12 protein-coding genes and 1 riboswitch are annotated in these 15003 nt (G+C 42.9%); of the genes, 11 read left to right on the top strand and 1 reads right to left on the bottom strand.

Annotated features, from left to right (window positions below; all coding sequences use genetic code 11):
• The first annotated feature begins 204 nt into the window (after positions 1-204).
• From polX to MKY17_RS20155, 11 genes are all read left to right on the top strand, one after another.
• Positions 205-1923: a DNA polymerase/3'-5' exonuclease PolX gene (polX, locus tag MKY17_RS20205; protein ID WP_098370022.1), complete on the top strand. Its 1719-nt coding sequence runs from the start codon at positions 205-207 to the stop codon at positions 1921-1923.
• 35 nt (positions 1924-1958) lie between these two features.
• Positions 1959-4313: an endonuclease MutS2 gene (locus MKY17_RS20200; RefSeq protein WP_098370023.1), complete on the top strand. Its 2355-nt coding sequence runs from the start codon at positions 1959-1961 to the stop codon at positions 4311-4313.
• 65 nt (positions 4314-4378) lie between these two features.
• Positions 4379-4786 (top strand): DUF350 domain-containing protein, encoded by a 408-nt coding sequence (locus MKY17_RS20195; protein ID WP_098370024.1) that lies wholly within the window; start codon positions 4379-4381, stop codon positions 4784-4786.
• 290 nt (positions 4787-5076) lie between these two features.
• Complete coding sequence (locus MKY17_RS20190; RefSeq protein WP_098370025.1) at positions 5077-6774, top strand: long-chain-fatty-acid--CoA ligase; 1698 nt, start codon at positions 5077-5079, stop codon at positions 6772-6774.
• Between the two features lie 199 nt (positions 6775-6973).
• Positions 6974-7561, top strand: a complete 588-nt coding sequence (locus MKY17_RS20185) for a TetR/AcrR family transcriptional regulator (protein ID WP_098370026.1) — start codon at positions 6974-6976, stop codon at positions 7559-7561.
• A 124-nt stretch (positions 7562-7685) separates the two neighbouring features.
• The gene (locus MKY17_RS20180; protein ID WP_098370027.1) at positions 7686-8459 is read left to right on the top strand and encodes an enoyl-CoA hydratase; all 774 of its coding nucleotides are present in this window, start codon (positions 7686-7688) and stop codon (positions 8457-8459) included.
• A gap of 122 nt (positions 8460-8581) precedes the next feature.
• Positions 8582-9355: an electron transfer flavoprotein subunit beta/FixA family protein gene (locus tag MKY17_RS20175; RefSeq protein WP_098370028.1), complete on the top strand. Its 774-nt coding sequence runs from the start codon at positions 8582-8584 to the stop codon at positions 9353-9355.
• A gap of 70 nt (positions 9356-9425) precedes the next feature.
• Positions 9426-10403 (top strand): electron transfer flavoprotein subunit alpha/FixB family protein, encoded by a 978-nt coding sequence (locus MKY17_RS20170; protein ID WP_098370029.1) that lies wholly within the window; start codon positions 9426-9428, stop codon positions 10401-10403.
• Positions 10404-10611: 208 nt separating this feature from the next.
• Entirely contained in the window at positions 10612-10926 is a 315-nt protein-coding gene (gene trxA, locus MKY17_RS20165; protein WP_034308995.1) for a thioredoxin, read from the top strand.
• A gap of 103 nt (positions 10927-11029) precedes the next feature.
• Entirely contained in the window at positions 11030-12802 is a 1773-nt protein-coding gene (gene uvrC, locus MKY17_RS20160) for an excinuclease ABC subunit UvrC (RefSeq protein ID WP_218925103.1), read from the top strand.
• Positions 12803-12863: 61 nt separating this feature from the next.
• Positions 12864-13040: riboswitch (Lysine riboswitch) on the top strand.
• Positions 13041-13128: 88 nt separating this feature from the next.
• On the top strand, positions 13129-14361 hold the full coding sequence (locus MKY17_RS20155) for an aspartate kinase (protein ID WP_098370031.1): 1233 nt from the start codon (positions 13129-13131) through the stop codon (positions 14359-14361).
• A 62-nt stretch (positions 14362-14423) separates the two neighbouring features.
• Here the strand turns inward: MKY17_RS20155 and MKY17_RS20150 are convergent, their stop codons facing one another.
• Positions 14424-14894: a YslB family protein gene (locus MKY17_RS20150; RefSeq protein WP_098370032.1), complete on the bottom strand. Its 471-nt coding sequence runs from the start codon at positions 14892-14894 to the stop codon at positions 14424-14426.
• Between the last annotated feature and the right edge of the window lie 109 nt (positions 14895-15003).

Here is a 15003-nt window from a genome sequence, read left to right as displayed (position 1 = left end):
TATAAGAGGGCCTGCCTCCCTTTCTCAAAGTCCTGGATTCCTATACTTTGAACGGGGGAGGCCCCTTTTTATGTAGCAGCATGTAACTTCCCCCTATTTGATTCGAAAGTTAAGAATCTGACTGCTTGTACTTTACCTCCAAGAAAGGTATCTTTAAGAAAGTGAACAATGGACACCCTACTAATTTTTTCGGCGGTGAATTAAATGACAATTAATAAAAAAGATATCATTAAACTATTAGAAAAAATTGCAATATATATGGAACTAAAAGGAGAGAACCCGTTCAAGGTTTCAGCTTTCCGAAAGGCAGCTGGCGCCTTGGAAACGGACGAACGGAGCCTTTCAGCCATCGCTGACTTTACCGCTTTAAATGGAATCGGGAAAGGAACGGCCTCCGTCATCGAAGAGTATATAAATGAGGGGAAATCGACCGTACTTGAAGAGCTGCAGGAGCAGGTGCCAAAAGGATTGATTCCGCTTCTGCAGCTTCAAGGTCTGGGCGGGAAGAAAATTGCCAAGCTTCATAAAGAGCTGCATGTCAATGATGTGAATGATCTTAAAATCGCCTGTGAAGAAGGCAGGGTCGCGGCGCTTGCCGGTTTCGGCAAAAAAACGGAAGAGAAGATCCTGTCTGCAATTGCCGAGGCGGGTTCAAGGCCCGATCGGCTGCCCCTTGCCTTCATGAGGCCGATTGCGGATGATATTGAAACGGCCCTTGCTAACATGGAATACATCATCCGTTCTTCCAGGGCCGGCAGCATCCGGCGTATGAGGGAAACCATCAAGGACCTCGATTTCATCATCTCGACAGATCATCCCGAAGAAGTTAAGGATCAACTGCTTGCATTAACGGGGATAAAGCAGGTGATTGCGGCCGGTGATACAAAAGTATCGGTCGTGCTTGATTATGAATATGATATTTCTGTCGATTTCCGAATCGTGAAGGATCAGGAATTTATCACGACACTCCATCATTTTACAGGTTCGAAGGATCATAATGTGCGGATGCGCCAGCTTGCTAAAGATCGCGGCGAGAAAATCAGCGAATATGGGGTGGAAGTGGCTGAAACCGGTGATGTATTGACGTTTGAAACGGAAGAACAATTTTATAATCATTTTGGTCTTCCCTTCATTCCGCCAGAACTGCGTGAAGACGGAACGGAAGTGGAGCATTATGATGCTAATGAACCTCTCATATCTTTAGAGGCCATCAAAGGTGACCTGCATATGCATACCACATGGAGTGATGGGGCCCATACGATTGAAGAAATGATTGAAGCATGCCGTGCAAAAGGGTATCGGTATATGGCCATCACCGATCATTCGCAATATCTGAAAGTGGCGAACGGCTTGACCGCGGAACGTTTACGTGAACAAAAACGTATCATCCATGAACTAAATGAAAAATACGCTGACTTTACCGTTCTTTCAGGGATTGAGATGGATATACTTCCTGATGGGACCCTTGATTATGACGATGAGCTGCTTGCAGAGATGGATTTGGTGATCGCATCGATTCACTCAAGCTTTTCACAGCCTAGGGAAACGATCATGGAGCGCTTAAAAACGGCTCTGAATAATCCTCATGTAGATATCATTGCCCATCCAACGGGAAGGATCATCGGCAGACGAGCCGGATATGATGTTGATATAGAGATGCTGATCGAACTGGCCCGTGAAACGAATACTGCCTTGGAATTGAATGCGAACCCGAACCGATTGGATTTGGCACCTCCCCATCTGCGCAAGGCACAGGAAGCAGGCGTTCCGATCGTGATCAATACGGATGCCCACAGCATCGACATGCTTGAACATATGCCTGTTGGGGTCTCATCAGCTAAAAAAGGCTGGATTAAAGAATCAACGGTTCTTAATGCAAGGGATACGGATGGATTATTGGCGTTTTTAAAGAGAAATGATTAACTATTTGCCCATAAATAAGGAGGAGCTTTAACTCCATGCATAATAAAGCTTTAAAGACATTGGAATTTCATAAAATAAAAGAACAATTAATTTCACACGCATCCTCATCCATAGGAAAAGAAAAGGCAAAGCAATTGATGCCTTCCACGGATTTTGAAGAGGTGTCGAGATGGCAGGAAGAAACAGATGAGTCAGCCAAAATCGTCCGGTTGAAAGGTAACATGCCATTGGGCGGGATTTTTGATATCCGTCCGCATGCAAAAAGGGCACAGATTGGCGGAATGCTCTCACCGATGGAATTGATGGAACTTGCGAGTACGATTCGTGCCGGCAGGATCCTCAGCCGTTTCTTTGAAGAACTTGCAGAGCAGGAAATTGATGTTCCGCTTTTGGCCGAATATATCGATTCCCTTCATCCATTGATAGATTTGCAGCAGGAAATTACGTATGCAATAAGCGAACATGGTGAAGTGATGGATTCTGCCAGCGACAAGCTTCGTACCTTAAGAAACCAAATTCGGACGAACGAAAGCCGCGTCAGGGAAAAACTAGAAAGCATGATCCGTTCTTCAAATGCATCAACAATGTTATCCGATGCCATCATCACCATCCGGAATGACCGATTCGTCATCCCGGTAAAACAGGAATACCGGAGTGTGTATGGCGGGATCATCCATGATCAATCCTCATCAGGGCAGACGCTGTTCATTGAACCGCAAGCAATCGTACAGCTGAATAATGCCCTGCAGGAAACCCGAGTGAAGGAAACGCAGGAGATAGAACGGATATTGGTCGAACTATCGGAAAAAGTCGGTGCGTACACACCTGAATTGCTTCATAATGTCAAAGTGCTTGCACAAATCGATTTCCTTGTCGCCAAGGCAAAGTATGCAAAAGCGATAAAAGGGTCCAAGCCGATTCTGAATAATGAGGGACGCGTGAAATTATTCAAAGCGAAACACCCGCTCATTCCGAGTGATGTTGTCGTGGCCAATGATATTTTTCTTGGTGATGAATTTACGACAATCGTCATCACCGGTCCGAATACAGGTGGTAAGACGGTTACCCTGAAAACGATTGGCCTCTGTACGTTAATGGCCCAGTCCGGTCTGCAAATCCCTGCGCTGGATGGTTCCGAAACGGCTGTGTTTTCCTCTGTTTATGCCGATATTGGCGATGAACAGTCGATTGAACAAAGCTTAAGTACATTCTCTTCGCATATGGTCAATATTGTCGATATCCTTAAGCATGTCGATTATGACAGCCTTGTTTTATTCGATGAGCTTGGAGCGGGAACTGACCCACAGGAAGGTGCCGCTTTGGCCATTTCCATTTTGGATGAAGTGTATAAGCGCGGAGCACGTGTGATTGCAACGACACATTATCCGGAATTAAAGGCGTATGGATATGATCGGGAAGGCGTCATTAATGCAAGCGTCGAATTTAATGTGGAAACCTTGAGTCCCACCTATAAACTTTTGATCGGTGTACCAGGTAGGAGTAATGCGTTTGAAATTTCCAAACGTCTTGGTTTGGAAGAAAGCGTGATAAGCAGCGCCCGCAGCCATATTGGTGAGGATACGAATAAAGTTGAGAATATGATAGCGTCCCTTGAAGACAGCCGCAAAAAGGCCGAAGAAGAAGAACAGGAAGCCAAGAATCACCTGGAACAGGCGGAAATACTTCATAAAGACCTTCAAAGGCAAATTGGTGAATACCATGAAGAACGGGATGCGATGGTTGAAAAGGCAGCAAAAGAGGCAGCGGCAATCGTTGAAAATGCACAAAAGGAAGCGGAAGCGATTATTGCCGACTTACGTAAACTGCGACTTGAAAAGCATGCCGATGTTAAAGAGCATGAACTGATCGATGCCAAAAAGCGGCTTGAAGAAGCAGCGCCAAAAGTGAAAAAAACATCAAATAAAGCTGCAAGGCCGCTGGATAAAAGCTTGAAACCTGGAGATGAAGTAAAGGTCGTAAGCTTCGGTCAAAAAGGTCACTTGATCGAGAAGGTCTCAAATAATGAATGGCAGGTTCAAATCGGCATCATGAAAATGAAGGTGAAGGAGTCTGACCTGGAATTCATCAAGGCCACAAAAGTAAAAGAAACAAAGCCACTCACCACGATCAAAGGCCGCGATTATCACGTTAGCGTCGAACTTGACCTCCGTGGAGAACGCTTTGAAAATGCAATATCAAGAGTGGAAAAGTACATTGATGATGCTCTTTTGGCCGGTTATTCGAGTGTTTCCATCATTCATGGTAAAGGAACGGGTGCTCTTCGGTCCGGGGTCCAGGAATACTTGAAAAATCACCGCTCTGTCAAAAGGATTCGCTTCGGCGAAGCCGGTGAAGGCGGAACAGGTGTTACGGTGGTGGAATTTAAATAAAGGAAAGCGGTCACTCCGGCCATTCAGCCAAGCCGGGTGGCTAGTTACCATTCGGGAGTTGGACCATGGTGAACATGTGGGAAAATGAATATGTATATATAGCTGCTCGTTACAGTGTCGTTATTCTGTGCATGATTGTTTTTTTAGCCATTTTTGAACTTGTCACAAAGTACAAGAACTGGGAGGAAATCAAACAAGGAAACCTTTCTGTCGCGTTGGCAACAGGTGGTAAAATATTTGGGATCGCCTATGTATTCCAACAGTCCATTCTCCATCAGAATTCGCTTATTACCATGATTGGCTGGGGCGTATACGGATTTGTCCTGCTATTGATCGGTTATTTCATTTTTGAATTTATGACTCCTGGATTTAAAATAGATGAAGAGATACAAAAAGATAATCGGGCAGTTGGATTCCTATCGATGATCATATCAATCGCATTATCTTTTGTCATCGGCGCAGGGATTTCTTAATGCCCTTCGAGAGGGAGTAAGCTGTGGAGAAACTTGCAAAAGTCTTAATTGTTTGTTGCGGAATCTTTTTTCTGTTTGGAATCATTTATATGACATTCTTCAACTGAAGCGGCCATTGTGCCGCTTCTTTTATTTGAGTTCCATTAAAAAGAGTGGGGGGTGGCATGTATAATAATAATGGTCAATTTCTCATCATAGGGTCTTTATACTCTGAAATTCGGCAATTGTAAGAAAATCCCGATTGTATTATAATGAAAAGAGTATTGAGAATATTCAGAAGGAGGGGGCAAATGAGCAATAAGCCATGGCAAGCTATTTATCCGGAACAGATACCCGCTGTTTTGTCTTACGAAGATAAACCTCTTTATTCTTTTTTAAAGGAATCAGCCGAAGAATTCCCCGATAAAGTATCGATTCATTTCCAGGGAAAAGAATTAACTTTCCGGGAAGTGCATGAATCTGCTTTAAAGTTTGCTGCCTATTTAAAAAGTATCGGTCTTCAAAAAGGTGAACGTGTTGCCGTCATGCTTCCTAACTGCCCACAGGGTGTCATAGGCTTTTTTGGGATATTGATGGCCGGCGGAGTCGTGGTTCAAACGAATCCAACCTATACCGAACGTGAATTAGAATATCAAATGAAAGATTCCGGAGCTAAAATAATTTTGGCGATGGATATTTTATTTCCCCGTGTTGCAGCAGTGGCATCAAGAACGGATATAGAACATATAATTGTAACCGCTATCAAGGAATATTTACCTTTTCCAAAAAATCTTATCTATCCTTTTATTCAAAAAAAGCAATACGGCATTGTCATCAATGTGGAGCATGAAGGGAATCATCATTTATTTTCCGAAATCATGAAACGAAAGATGACTGAAGAAGTCACTGTGCCGGTCGATGTGGATAATGACCTTGCCCTTTTGCAATATACTGGTGGGACAACAGGCTTTCCCAAAGGGGTCATGCTTACCCATAAGAACTTGCTGGCAAATACGAAAATGTGCAATGCCTGGCTTTATAAAAATAAGCGCGGTGAGGAAAGGATCCTTGCGATTCTGCCTTTCTTCCATGTGTACGGTATGACTACAGTCTTGGTTCTTTCCGTCATGGAAGGGAACACCATGATCATCATGCCAAAGTTCGATGTCGAAGCGACGCTTAAAACCATCCAAAAACAGAAACCGACCATGTTTCCAGGAGCGCCAACGATGTATATCGGCCTCTTGAACCATCCGGATATCGCTAAATATGACCTTTCTTCCATCAATGCCTGTATAAGCGGTTCTGCATCATTGCCCATAGAGGTTCAAGAGCAGTTTGAGAAAATTACCGGCGGGAAGCTTGTAGAAGGCTATGGACTTTCTGAAACCTCACCGGTGACCCATGCTAATTTCATTTGGGATCAGCCGCGTGTAAAAGGAAGCATTGGGCTGCCGTGGCCGGATACTGACTCAGCGATTCTGTCCCTGGAAACCTTTGAAGAGCTACCTCCGAATGAAATAGGCGAAATTGCCATAAAAGGACCACAGGTAATGCAAGGATATTGGAACCGTCCGGATGAAACGGAAAACACCTTTAAAAATGGCTGGCTGCTTACAGGAGATCTGGGTTATATGGATGAGCAGGGGTTCTTTTTTGTGGTCGAGAGGAAAAAGGATACAATCATTGCGGGCGGTTTCAATATATATCCACGAGAGGTGGAGGAAGTGCTATACGAGCATGAGGCCATACAGGAAGTGGTTGTTGCAGGTATCCCTGACCCCTATCGCGGTGAGACCGTTAAGGCCTATGTCGTACTGAAAAAAAATGCCAGGGCCACTGAAGAGGAATTGAATGAATTTGCCAGAAAGAACCTGGCTTCCTATAAGGTGCCGCGCAGCTATGAATTCAGGGATGAACTTCCTAAAACGACGATAGGAAAGATCCTGAGAAGAGTCCTTATCGAGGAAGAAAAGAAAAAAATATCCGAGGAAAGAAAAGAAGCTTAAACAAGCACCCCTTTTAACGGAGCAGCGGAAGAAAGCTCCGTGTTTTACAGAACGGCTGGACAACCTATGGATGGGGGCTGTACAATGAACTGAAGTGAATGTCAGGACCCCTAGAAGTTTTTGCTTGACAGTAAAGGGTCGTCATTTTATGATAGAAATATGAATGATGATTCATTCATTTTCTGAAAGGGGACATCCAGTGAAAAGCAACAGACCAAAGTATAATCAAATTATTGAAGCGGCCGTTATCGTCATTGCCCAAAACGGTTACTATCAAGCCCAAGTATCCAAAATCGCCAAGCAGGCAGGCGTAGCGGATGGCACCATATATCTATATTTTAAAAATAAAGAAGATATCTTAATATCATTATTCCATGAAAAGATGGGCTCTTTTGTGGAACAGATCGAAGAAGAAATAAAAGGAAAGACCGCTGCTTCGGATAAACTGCATGTGCTCATCCAAAAACATTTTAAAAACCTTTCAGAAGACGTGAATTTAGCAATTGTCACTCAGTTGGAATTAAGACAGTCGAATAAAGAATTGCGCCTTAGAATTAATGATGTGTTAAGAGGCTATTTAAATTTAATCGATCAGATCATTATTGAAGGAAAAGAGAACGGCGAATTCCTGCCTGATTTAAATAATTTACTTGCCAGGCAGATGATCTTTGGAACGATTGACGAAACAGTGACGACTTGGGTCATGAATGAGCAAAAGTACTCTCTTCCTGACCTTGCACCAGACGTTCACCGCCTCCTAATTGGCGGCTGTGGCCTGAAAAGTTAATGATTTAAATAGAGGATGGCTAGCCATCCTCGAAAGAATCGATTAATCCTGCTTCCCCTTTATCGGGAAGTGATACATATTGAATTGTCAAAAAAGTTCGACTAGCATGCCTGGAGGGATTGATATGGAATATCTTAAGCTTTCTGTCGAAAATCATGTGGCTTTTATAACGATTGATCATGCACCTGCAAATGCGCTTTCTTCGGCTATCATCGGGGAGCTTTCACAGGCCTTCGATCATATTGGGAAAGACGAAGCCGTACGGGTTGTCCTTATTCATGGTGAAGGAAGATTCTTCTCTGCAGGAGCAGACATTAAAGAGTTTACGGAAGTGGAGAACGGGGAAGCTTTCGAGAAGCTGACCAAGAATGGTCAATCTGTATTTGAGAAAATCGAATCTTTTCCAAAACCGGTCATTGCAGCCATCCATGGAGCAGCGCTTGGCGGAGGATTGGAGCTGGCCATGGCCTGTCACATCCGATTGGTCACCGAAAGGGCTAAACTTGGTTTGCCTGAGCTGCAGTTGGGCTTAATCCCTGGATTTGCCGGGACCCAACGTCTTCCTCGTTATGTAGGCATGGCAAAGGCAGCTGAAATGCTGTTTACAAGTGAACCGATTTCAGGTACCCAAGCTGTACAATGCGGATTGGCGAATCATGCCTTTACGGATGAAGAACTGATTCCAAAAGCTAAGGAACTAGCTCATAAAATTGCCAAGAAAAGCCCAATGGCTTTAAAGTCGGCCATTGAGTTATTAAATTATTCTAAGCATGATTCCTATCATAAAGGTGTGGAAAGGGAAGCCGCCCTCTTTAGCCAAGCTTTTGATACCGCTGATGCACAAGAAGGAATCAGCGCTTTCATTGAAAAAAGGGAAGCTGTATTCAAAGGGAAATGATGATTTGGTATAAATAACTATTTTTATATATCATGCAGGATTTTGATGAAATCTGTAGAACAATACTATATATCAATAAAATTCATAATCTTCAAAACTCAAATTATTCGGGAGGTATTATCGTGAACATTTATGTACTGCTGAAAAGAACATTTGATACAGAAGAAAAAATTACACTATCCAACGGGAAAATTAATGAGGATGGAGCAGAATTCATCATTAATCCTTACGATGAGTATGCAGTTGAAGAAGCAATCCAGGTACGTGATGCACAAGGCGGCGAAGTAACGGTTATTTCTGTCGGAACAGAAGAGTCTGAAAAGCAATTACGTACAGCGCTGGCAATGGGTGCTGACAAAGCCGTATTGATAAATATAGAAGACGACATAGAAAATGGCGACCAATTCACGACTGCCAAAATTATAGGTGAATACTTAAAAGGTAAAAATGCCGATTTAATCATTGCAGGAAACGTTGCAATCGATGGCGGTTCTGGTCAAGTGGGACCACGCGTTGCCGAAATTTTAGAAATTCCTTATATTACAACCATTACTAAACTTGACATCGCAAATGGAAATGTAAGCGTTATCCGTGATGTTGAAGGGGACTCTGAAACGATCGAAGCATCCCTTCCATTGTTGGTGACAGCTCAACAAGGGCTAAATGAGCCGCGTTATCCATCATTGCCAGGAATCATGAAAGCGAAGAAAAAACCGCTTGAACAATTGGAATTGGATGACCTGGATTTGGAAGAAGAAGATGTTGAGGCAAAAACAAAAACGATTGAAATTTACCTTCCTGCTAAAAAAGAAGCTGGAAAAGTATTGGACGGAGAAATCAGTGATCAAGTTAGTGAACTTGTTCAATTATTACGAAGTGAAGCAAAAGTGATTTAATCTTAAACGCTACTTTTCTAAACAACACACCCGACAAAAATGAAAAATAGAGCACAGGAGGTTTTTATAAATGGCTAGAAAGTTTCTTGTATTGGGCGAAGTTCGTGACGGTTCACTAAGAAATGTATCATTTGAAGCTATCGGTGCGGCTAAACTTGCTGCAGATGGCGGGGAAATCGTAGGTGTTTTAGTTGGTGACAGTGTTCAAAATTTCGGAAATGAATTGATCCAGTATGGCGCAGACCGGGTTGTGGCAGTAGAGAATGATCAATTGAAACAATATACTTCAGATGGATATGCGCAAAGCTTGCTTGCCGTCATCGAGCAGGAAAAGCCAGAAGGGATTTTCTTTGGACATACAGCCCTAGGAAAAGACCTTGCACCTAAATTGGCTGGAAAGCTTGAATCAGGTTTGATCTCGGACGTTACATCCATTGAAGAAGAAGGTGGAAATATCGTTTTCACCCGCCCGATATATTCTGGTAAAGCATTTGAAAAGAAAATTGTTACGGATGGCGTGATATTCGCGACAATCCGTCCGAACAATATCGAACCATTAGCGAAAGATGAGTCCCGCTCTGGTGATGTTTCTACATTAAGTGTGGACATTAAGGATTTACGCACAATCATTAAAGATGTTGTTAGAAAAGCTAGCGAAGGGGTCGACCTTTCAGAAGCGAAAGTAATCATCGCAGGTGGACGGGGCGTGAAAAGTGAAGATGGTTTTGAACCATTAAAGGAACTTGCACAAGTTCTTGGCGGAGCGGTAGGAGCTTCTCGCGGAGCATGTGATGCGGACTATTGCGATTACTCTTTGCAAATCGGGCAAACAGGTAAAGTCGTAACACCTGACCTTTATATCGCCTGCGGAATTTCCGGTGCGATCCAGCATTTAGCGGGGATGTCCAACTCCAAGGTTATCGTTGCTATCAATAAAGACCCGGAAGCTAACATATTCAATGTGGCTGATTATGGAATTGTCGGAGACCTTTTCGAAGTCGTTCCATTACTTACGGAAGAATTCAAAAAACTAAAAGTTAACGCTTAATAGAGATAATACAGATAAGGGGGCAAGACATTTGGCATAAGCCGATACATGTCTTGCCCCTTTATTTGGGCTAAGAGGCAAGGACTCCGGCCTGCATATTTATTCTTATTTTGGACATCCTACCACTGAAGCAAAATATTAGCATCGATTCGAGCAACAATGGTATACTGTCTTTAGTTATTTGAGTAAATTTGAGGAGGAAATATATATGGCTATTGTAAATGCAACTGACCAAACTTTCACAACAGATACTAGCGAAGGTGTTGTTCTTGTAGATTTTTGGGCTCCGTGGTGCGGACCTTGTAAAATGATCGCTCCTGTTCTTCAAGAGCTTGATACTGAAATTGGCGATACAGCAAAAATCGTAAAAGTGGATGTAGATGAAAACCAAGAAACAGCAGGAAAATTCGGTGTGATGAGCATCCCGACATTAATCGTCCTTAAAGACGGTGAAGTGGTTGATAAGGTTGTTGGTTTCCAACCTAAAGAAGCACTTGCTGAACTTATTGCAAAACACGCGTAATAGTAAGATAGCTAAAAAAAGCTTCAAGTCTGCGGACTTGAAGCTTTTTTCGCTATCTTGATATATAATGATTGTAAAAATGGGAGAACAGGAGGCTGAAAGCATGAATCAACAAATAAAGAATAAACTTGCCCTTCTTCCCGATCAACCTGGTTGTTATTTAATGAAAGATCGTCAGGGAACGATCATATATGTAGGCAAAGCGAAGGTGTTGAAAAATCGTGTCCGTTCTTATTTTACGGGATCTCATGATGGAAAAACATTTCGGCTCGTGAATGAGATTGAGGATTTCGAATACATCGTCACCTCTTCCAATATCGAGGCTCTAATTTTAGAGTTGAACTTAATCAAAAAACATGACCCAAAATATAATGTCATGCTAAAGGATGATAAGACGTATCCTTTCATCAAGCTGACTGCGGAACGCCACCCACGTCTAATCATTACGCGAAAAGTAAAAAAAGACAAAGGGAAATATTTCGGTCCTTATCCGAATGCATTTGCTGCTAACGAAACGAAGAAATTGCTCGACCGCATCTATCCCCTAAGAAAATGCAATACTTTACCGGATCGCGTTTGTCTCTACTATCATCTTGGCCAGTGCCTGGCCCCGTGTGTATATGAAGTAGAGGAACAGGAATATAAAAAAATGGTGGATGATATCAACCGGTTCTTGAACGGCGGGCATACTGAAATAAAAAAAGAACTGACTGAAAAAATGCTATTGGCATCAGAAGAGCTCGATTTCGAGAGGGCCAAGGAGTTCCGTGACAAGATTGCCCACATTGATATTACGATGGAGAAGCAAAAAATGATGACGACCGATTTCATCGACAGGGATGTATTTGGCTTTGCCTATGATAAAGGCTGGATGTGCGTTCAGGTATTTTTTGTCCGGCAGGGTAAATTAATAGAAAGGGATGTTTCACTTTTTCCGGTCTACGATGAACCCGAACAGGAACTTCTCACATTCCTAGGTCAGTTTTACGAGATTACGAACCATTTTAAACCAAAGGAAATCTTGCTGCCTGAATCAGTGGATGCCGAAATGGCCGAAGGGCTGCTTGGGGTCAAAACGATTCATCCCAAAAGGGGAGCGAAAAAAGACATGCTTAATTTGGCGAATAAAAATGCCTCCATCGCCCTTCAGGAAAAATTCTCTTTGATTGAGAGGGATGAAGAAAGAACGATCAATGCGGTGGAAAACCTCGGGAACCAACTGGGTATCTACACCCCGCATCGAATTGAAGCTTTCGATAACTCCAATATCCAGGGAAGTGACCCTGTTTCCGCTTTAGTCGTGTTCATTGATGGGAAGCCGGAAAAAAGAGAGTACCGAAAATATAAGATCAAGACGGTCCAGGGACCTGATGATTATGAATCGATGCGTGAAGTGGTCAGAAGAAGGTATTCACGAGTATTGAAAGAAGGGCTGCCGCTTCCGGACTTGATCATCATTGATGGCGGAAAGGGACATGTCGAAGCCGTTCGGGATATTTTGGAAAATGAATTGGGCCTTGATATTCCGCTTTCAGGCCTCATTAAGGATGAAAAGCATAGGACATCGCAATTGATGATCGGAAATCCTCTTGAAATCGTACCTCTTGATTCACGGAGCCAGGAATTTTACCTATTGCAAAGAATTCAGGATGAAGTGCATCGGTTCGCGATTACTTTTCATCGCCAGCTACGCGGGAAAAATGCGGTTCACTCCCAGCTTGATGATATTCCAGGAGTAGGGGAAAAACGAAGGAAGCAATTATTAAGGCATTTTGGATCATTGAAGAAAATCAAAGAGGCAACAGTCGAGGAAATCATGGAAGCTGGTATGCCAAAAGGGGTAGCCGAGGGAATCGTTAGAAAATTACAAGAATAATCTTGCTACCGATGAATCACTATGCTATGATTAAAAGGAATTTTTAACTAGACAACTTAAAAGTGCTGATAGAGGTGCGGAATTCAAGAGTAAAAACCTGGAGAAGTATGAGCTTCCATGAAAGGTTTTGAAAGGGGATGACGCCGAAGGAAGACAAGACTCATACCTTGTTTTCCTGGTCCGACATTTAATAAATGGCGGATTGTCAGGGTTTATACCCTGGAGAGCTATCTCACTGTGTTTACAGTATTAGATATGTGATCACAGCAATGAGATATTTCTCATTGCTTTTTTTATTGCCTAAAAAGTAGAGAGGGTGCATGAGGATGGCATTAATCGTTCAAAAATTCGGCGGAACATCCGTCGGTAGCGTAGAAAAAATCAAAAATGTTGCCAATCGGGTAATCGAGGAAGCGGAGAATGGAAATGAGGTAGTCGTCGTTGTTTCAGCAATGGGAAAAACGACGGACCAATTGGTTTCCATGGCCCGTGATATTTCCGGAACCCCGAGCAAAAGGGAAATGGATATGCTATTGACTACTGGGGAACAGGTAACGATTTCCCTGTTAACGATGGCATTGATTGAAGAAGGACATGAAGCCATTTCGTATACTGGCTGGCAGGCTGGAATGCAAACGGAATCCGTTCATGGGAATGCCCGGATTTTAAACATCGATGCTTCAAGGATTCAAGCTCAGCTTCAAGAGAAGAAAATAGTGGTCGTGGCCGGTTTCCAGGGTAACGATGTAAATGGGGAAATCACTACCTTGGGGCGAGGCGGTTCCGATACGACGGCGGTTGCCATCGCTGCAGCGCTGAATGCGGATAGATGCGATATTTATACGGATGTAACGGGTGTTTTCACAACGGATCCACGCTACATAAAAGGCGCGCGAAAGCTCCAATCCATTTCTTACGATGAAATGCTGGAACTTGCCACCCTGGGGGCGGGCGTCCTTCATCCAAGGGCTGTCGAATATGCAAAAAATTATCAAATTCCGCTTGAAGTCCGTTCAAGCATGGAGAGAGAATCAGGAACGATCATTGAGGAGGAAGCAACTATGGAAGAAAACTTAATTGTACGCGGCATTGCTTTTGAAGACAGTATTACGAGGGTCACAATTTATGGTTTGCCCCAATCACTTGGTGCATTATCCACAATCTTCACGACACTTGCGAAAAACCGGATTAATGTGGACATCATCATTCAAAGCATGACCGCCGAGGATACGACCAATCTATCTTTTTCCACAAAAAGTGAAGATACGGAAGCGGCCTTGATCGTGCTGGAAAATAATAAAGAACGATTGGGATTCGACCGGGTCGAAACGGAGAGCGGGTTGGCCAAAGTGTCCATCGTCGGATCTGGTATGGTATCCAATCCCGGAGTGGCTGCCGAGATGTTTGAAGTGATGGCCAATACAGGCATCCAGGTGAAAATGGTCAGCACATCGGAAATTAAAGTTTCGACTGTCGTCAATGAAAAGGAAATGGTGAAGGCGGTTGAATCTCTTCATGAAGCATTTAAACTTGGTCAGCATGTAAATGTGCTAGCTTAAGTCTCAGGAGTCCAATAAAAAACAGACTTCCGGTAAAAGGGTAAGTCTGTTTTAAGGGCTCATTAGATTGGATCTCTGGGATCCCATTGGATGGTGAATATCACTTTTTTTGCGCGGCGTTTGATTTCTTCCGTTGATTCGCTGAGGAATTTTTTTTGCAGTGAAAACTGCTCGGCAAGGAAACCGGCTTCAAGCTGGAAGTGACAATCAGGGTGTAAATCCAGGCGGCGGCTGATTATTTCACCCGTCAGGGATAATTCCATCTCGTGTTTCGTATATTTCAAGATTTCCAGATTGCCCCATCCAGCGCTTTGGAAAAATTCAATAACTTCCTGATCGCCATTCAATGGGAATTTTCTTGCTAATTGTTTACCTGCCCAATAGAGGATTTGATTAGAATCTTTTCCGAGAATATCGCTCAATAGAACTTCTCTGATTAATTCGTACCCGAAAGCTGGAACTTTGAATTCTTCAGTTTGAATTTCTTCAGTATGAATCTCTTCTTCTATCGCAGCAGCAATATTTTTTTTCATAATTTATCGCCTCTTTCTGTAAATCTATTATAAACGTATTTCTTTTGCAAATTATACTGTTTTTTATTTATTTAAATAACAATTGGAAAAAAATGAGAAATTATTCCGA

The sequence above is a fragment of the Peribacillus sp. FSL P2-0133 genome (assembly GCF_037975445.1).
GTDB classification, from domain to species: Bacteria; Bacillota; Bacilli; order Bacillales; family DSM-1321; genus Peribacillus; species Peribacillus simplex_E.
The sequence above is the reverse complement of the archived record's forward strand: the minus strand, read 5'-3'. Positions and strand labels throughout refer to the sequence as shown.

What these genes read in the sequence shown, in the direction of transcription:
- MKY17_RS20170 (WP_098370029.1), top strand. Translation starts at nt 9,426, where the DNA reads ATGGCTAGAAAGTTTCTTGTATTGGGCGAAGTTCGTGACGGTTCACTA.
- MKY17_RS20180 (WP_098370027.1), top strand. Translation starts at nt 7,686, where the DNA reads ATGGAATATCTTAAGCTTTCTGTCGAAAATCATGTGGCTTTTATAACG.
- MKY17_RS20195 (WP_098370024.1), top strand. Translation starts at nt 4,379, where the DNA reads ATGGTGAACATGTGGGAAAATGAATATGTATATATAGCTGCTCGTTAC.
- MKY17_RS20155 (WP_098370031.1), top strand. Translation starts at nt 13,129, where the DNA reads ATGGCATTAATCGTTCAAAAATTCGGCGGAACATCCGTCGGTAGCGTA.
- polX (WP_098370022.1), top strand. Translation starts at nt 205, where the DNA reads ATGACAATTAATAAAAAAGATATCATTAAACTATTAGAAAAAATTGCA.
- MKY17_RS20190 (WP_098370025.1), top strand. Translation starts at nt 5,077, where the DNA reads ATGAGCAATAAGCCATGGCAAGCTATTTATCCGGAACAGATACCCGCT.
- trxA (WP_034308995.1), top strand. Translation starts at nt 10,612, where the DNA reads ATGGCTATTGTAAATGCAACTGACCAAACTTTCACAACAGATACTAGC.
- uvrC (WP_218925103.1), top strand. Translation starts at nt 11,030, where the DNA reads ATGAATCAACAAATAAAGAATAAACTTGCCCTTCTTCCCGATCAACCT.
- MKY17_RS20150 (WP_098370032.1), bottom strand. Translation starts at nt 14,894, where the DNA reads ATGAAAAAAAATATTGCTGCTGCGATAGAAGAAGAGATTCATACTGAA.
- MKY17_RS20200 (WP_098370023.1), top strand. Translation starts at nt 1,959, where the DNA reads ATGCATAATAAAGCTTTAAAGACATTGGAATTTCATAAAATAAAAGAA.